4 protein-coding genes are annotated in these 4,493 nt (G+C 67.9%); 1 reads left to right on the top strand and 3 read right to left on the bottom strand.

Translation table 11 applies throughout. The annotated features are described in order from the left end of the window. The coding region (locus AC1VAN_RS12760; RefSeq protein ID WP_480985920.1) for a hypothetical protein at window positions 1-279 on the bottom strand (279 nt) is incomplete at its 3' end. A 76-nt stretch (window positions 280-355) separates the two neighbouring features. Here AC1VAN_RS12760 and AC1VAN_RS12755 point away from each other — a divergent pair. Next, window positions 356-1,546 (top strand): benzoate/H(+) symporter BenE family transporter, encoded by a 1,191-nt coding sequence (locus tag AC1VAN_RS12755; RefSeq protein WP_442252194.1) that lies wholly within the window; start codon window positions 356-358, stop codon window positions 1,544-1,546. On the opposite strand, the gene AC1VAN_RS12750 is transcribed toward AC1VAN_RS12755, so the two are convergent. Together AC1VAN_RS12750 and AC1VAN_RS12745 are read right to left on the bottom strand one after the other, a co-directional pair. Then, window positions 1,540-2,100: a DUF2628 domain-containing protein gene (locus AC1VAN_RS12750; RefSeq protein ID WP_099786369.1), complete on the bottom strand. Its 561-nt coding sequence runs from the start codon at window positions 2,098-2,100 to the stop codon at window positions 1,540-1,542. The genes AC1VAN_RS12755 and AC1VAN_RS12750 overlap by 7 nt on opposite strands. Before the next feature lie 30 nt (window positions 2,101-2,130). Beyond that, window positions 2,131-4,266 carry a lytic murein transglycosylase gene (locus AC1VAN_RS12745; RefSeq protein ID WP_442252195.1) on the bottom strand — a complete coding sequence of 712 codons (2,136 nt, stop codon included), beginning with the start codon at window positions 4,264-4,266 and terminating at the stop codon, window positions 2,131-2,133. Between the last annotated feature and the right edge of the window lie 227 nt (window positions 4,267-4,493).

Here is a 4,493-nt window from a genome sequence, read left to right as displayed (position 1 = left end):
GGACGTTGTTGCCGATGCTGCTTCGTCGTTGGACCCGAAGGCCTTTCGTCGTTGCGAGCCGCCTATTATGCCGGACTTTTCGAGTCCGTCAACACCTTCGTTCGATGATCTCGTCCGGCGGTGGTGGCGTTGCTGTTCGCGTTGCTGGCTTCCGAAGAAGTCGCCGCGCTGCAGCAAGGGAGCGAATTCTAGAGATCCTGCAGAATTCGTCAACACATTTTTTTCAGGAGCATGACAACGCATCGGCTGCTGCATGCACAACGGGCGTGCAACGATCACGGCGGCGTTGCCCGCGCGTTGCGCGGTCAACGCCGCAGGCGCTATCTATAGTGGGATGCATACAGGAAGGAGGACGATGGACACGACGGTACGACAGGGATGGTGGCGCGATCTTTCGATGCCGGCGATCGTCGCCGGCTTTATCACCGTGCTAGTCGGCTTCGCCAGCTCGGCGGTGATCGTGTTCCAGGCCGCGCAGGCCGTGGGTGCCGACCAGGCCCACATCGCCTCGTGGATGTGGGCGCTGGGGCTGGGCATGGGCGTGACCTGCATCGGCCTGTCACTGCGCTACCGGGTGCCGGTGGTCACCGCATGGTCGACGCCTGGGGCGGCGATGCTGGTCGTCGGTGCGGGTGGCGCCTCTCTGTCCGAGGCCACCGGTGCGTTCCTGCTTGCGGCAGTGCTGGGCATGCTCGCCGGCTTCTCGGGAGTGTTCGCCCGGCTGATGAAACGCGTGCCCATGGCCCTGGCCGCCGGCATGCTGGCCGGTGTACTGCTGCGCTTCGGGCTGGACGTGTTCGTGGCGATGAACATCCAGCGCGTGCTGGCATTGGCCATGTTCGCTACGTGGCTGCTGGGCCGCCGCCTGTTCCCCCGCTATGCGGTTATCGCCACCCTGCTGGTCGGCATCGGTATCGCTGCCAGCCAGGGTCTGCTGCATGCACAGCAGGTGCACCTGCAACTGGCGGTACCGCAATGGGTCACTCCCTCGCTATCGTGGACGGCGATGGTCGGCATCGCCCTGCCCCTGTTCGTGGTCACCATGGCGTCGCAGAACATTCCCGGTGTGGCGGTGATGCGCGCCTCCGGCTACGACGCGCCGGTGTCACCGGTGATCGGCTGGATCGGCGTGGTCAACACGCTGCTGGCGCCCTTCGGTGCCTACGCATTGAACCTGGCCGCCATCACCGCGGCGATCTGCATGGGCCGTGATGCCCACGAAGACCCGGCACGGCGCTACACGGCGGCGATGGCGGCCGGCGCCTTCTATATCGTCATCGGCCTGTTCGGGGCCACCGTAGCGGCCCTGTTCGCTGCCTTTCCCAAGGAACTGGTGGCCTGTGTGGCCGGCATCGCCCTGTTCGGCACCATCGGCAACAGCCTGGCCAGTGCATTGGCAGTGGAGCGCGACCGCGAGGCCGCGCTGGTCACTTTCCTGGTGACCGCCTCGGGCATGACGCTGGCCGGTGTCGGTTCTGCGTTCTGGGGCCTGGTCGCCGGAACGCTCTGCCTGTGGGTGCTGCGGCCGCGTTCGCCGGCTCAGTGATAGGTCTGCAGGAGGCCCTGGGTGATGTAACGCAGCGCGTAGATCAGGCCCAGGCAGACCACCACGGCCGAGGCGCGGGTGCCACCACGGCGAAGCAGCTCGGCGCGGATGCGGTTCGGCTGGCCGGCGTGGGTCGCCTGCACCCTCGCCAGCAGACGGCTGCAATGGCGCAGGTACAGGGCGTTGGCGAAGATGGCCAGGGCGATACGCGGGAGCAGCATGCCAAAGGCGATCTGCGGTATGCCCGCGTCGGCCAGCAGCATCAGGATCGGCAGCAGCGTGGTGACCAGGTAGAAGCCGATGGCGGCCAGGTACATCCGGCGATGCACCATCCACAGGATGCCGAACAGGAAGGCGGGCCAGTTCCAGCGGCGCGGAGGCTTCGGCAGCGCACTGTCCACATGCCAGAAACGACGGTAGGCGGCGGCATTGGGCCCGACCACCAGCGTCAGGTAGTCGGCATCTTCCAGTGCAGTGCCTACATCGGCGTCAGCGCCAGGCGCCAGATAGGGATTCTCGCTACCGGGCGAGGTCTGCGGATCGAGGGTGCTCATGCTGGCCATCCGTGCCAAGGGGGAAGCCCGCTATAGCGGCGCGCTGGACAGGATCTGAAGCAGAACATGACGCCCGCCCGGTGCCACGGTGACCACATCGGGCCCGGCGTTGGCCGCTTCCAGGCAGACATAGTCGCGCCAGCCGTCACCGACATCGGCCATCCTGGCGGCACCTTCGGCGCCAGGGTTCCATGCCACCAGCGAGCGGCTGCCTTCGGTACGGAGGTCGATGCGGCGCTTGAGCACCGGGTCGCGCAGCACATAGTGTCCGCCGGCCTGGGTGTAGATGCGGTCGCTGCGGCCCGGGTCACGCGGATCGCGCAGCGACCAGGGGCCCTGCTGGCGGCGCGGCTGGGCGTAGTTCTCGAACTTGTCGAGGTAGTCCAGGCCGTCGACGCCGTCGACATCGACCTTGCTGGCGTCACCGACACGGAAGTAGTTGTGCAGCGCCTGGGTGATGGTGGCCGGAGCCTTGCCGGTGTTCTCGGTGACCAGCTGCTGGCGCAGTTCACGGCCGACACGGACGGTCATGGTCAGGCGCAGGCCAAGGTTGTCCAACGCCGGCGGGGCCAGGGTCAGCTCGATGCTGCCATCGTCGAGCCGGCGCGCCTGCTGCAGTTCCCAGGGCAAGGTGCGCACGAAACCGTGGGCGGGCACGTCGTCGCCCTGCCCCTGGCGGCCGAAGTAGGGCCAGCACACCGGGCTGCCGCCACGGATCGGCGTGGGCAGCGCAGCACGCTTGGGCGAGAGCCACATCACATCGGGCTGGCCCTTGGGCACGAACGAGAGGAGTTGGCCGCCGAACACGCTGATCGCGGCGGTGGCCTGGGGAGTTTCCACCAGCCAGGCGTCGAGTCCCTGGAACTGGCCGCTGCTGACACCCTTTATCTGTTGCACGCTGGATCGACTCCGGATGGCCGGCGATTGCGCGGCACTGTAGTTGGTGGGAAGGCTGAAGCGGGTGGGCTTGGCCGGAACCTTCGCCTGCGGTTCGCTCTGCAGCGCGCGCAGGATGCGCTGGCCGGCGCGACCATCGGCGTCGGCCCACCCGAGCCGGCGCTGCTCGACCTGGATGGCACGACGACTGGCGGTACCGATCATGCCATCGGCGGCACCGATGTCATGGCCGCGCGCCAGCAACAGGGTCTGCAGCTGGCGGCGCTCGTCGCGGCCAAGGCCAGGATCATCGGTAGGCCAAGCGGTGACCAGTCCATTGCCCCCGCGCAGGCGGTCGGCCAGGGTAGCGATGGCCAACGCATAGCTCTCGGCCGCGTTGTAACTGTAGATCGCGTCGTAATTGCGGAACACCAGCAGCGCCGGGCCTTTTGTCCCGGCCGGCAGCAACAGCGCGGCGCGGGCGTCAGCGGGCAGGCCAGCCGGCGCCAGCGCGCTGCCGTCCAGACCGGTCACGCCCAGTGCGCGCCAGTCGGCCAGTGACCGGCGCTGGGTGCGTCCCGCCTGGCTGGCGTTGAATCCGGCCGGGACACGGACTTCCATGCCCCACGGTTCGCCGGTTCGCCAGCCGGCACGCTTCAGATAGTTGGCGGTGGAAGCCAATGCATCGGGAATGCTGCCGACCAGATCGCGGCGGCCATCGCCGTCACCATCAACGGCAATGCGTGCGTAGGTGCTGGGCATGAACTGGGTGTGGCCGAAGGCACCGGCCCAGGAACCGGTCAGGCCCTGCGCCTGCAGGTCGCCCTGGTCGATGAGCTTGATCAGCGCCAGCAGTTCGCCGCGGAAGAAGGGCTGCCGGCGGCCGGCACAGGACAGCGTAGCCAGCGACTGCAGCAGTGGGCGTTTGCCGAACACGCGGCCGTAGTCGCTCTCCACACCCCATACGGCGACGATGGTGACTGGATCGACGCCGTACTGCGCCGATACGCGCTGAAGCAGCTCACGGTGCTGCTGCAGCATGGCGCGACCGTCGTCCACGCGCTGGTGATCGACCAGTGCGGCCAGGTAGTCCCAGATCGGCGTGGTGAACTCCGGCTGCGCATCGAGCAGCGGCAGCACGGTAGGGTCGGGCTGCAGTCCGGCGGTGATCGCATTGAAGCGGTCAGCGGCAATGCCCTGGCTGGCAGCCGTCGCCTGCAGGCCCGCCATGCAGCGGGCAAACGCGGGATCAGCGGTTGCCGCTGCGACCGGCGGCGCGGCCGCTGGCATGGCAAGCGCGGCGGCCAGGCCGAGCGTGGTCAGAATGGGCATGGCGTCCTCCGTGTTGCCGGTGCTGCAGCCATGGTAACGCGGAGGGGCGGCAAGGTTGGTCGAGATTGCCGGCCAGCGGCCAGTACTACCTGTGCCTAGGGTGAGGGGCGCAGGAGGCGCAGGCCATAGGGCGGCCAGTACTACCTGTGCCTAGGGTGAGGGGCGCAGGAGGCGCAGGCCATAGG

It is taken from the genome of Stenotrophomonas sp. 05L44_2, from assembly GCF_056665995.1.
This window is presented reverse-complemented; position numbering and strand designations above follow the sequence as displayed.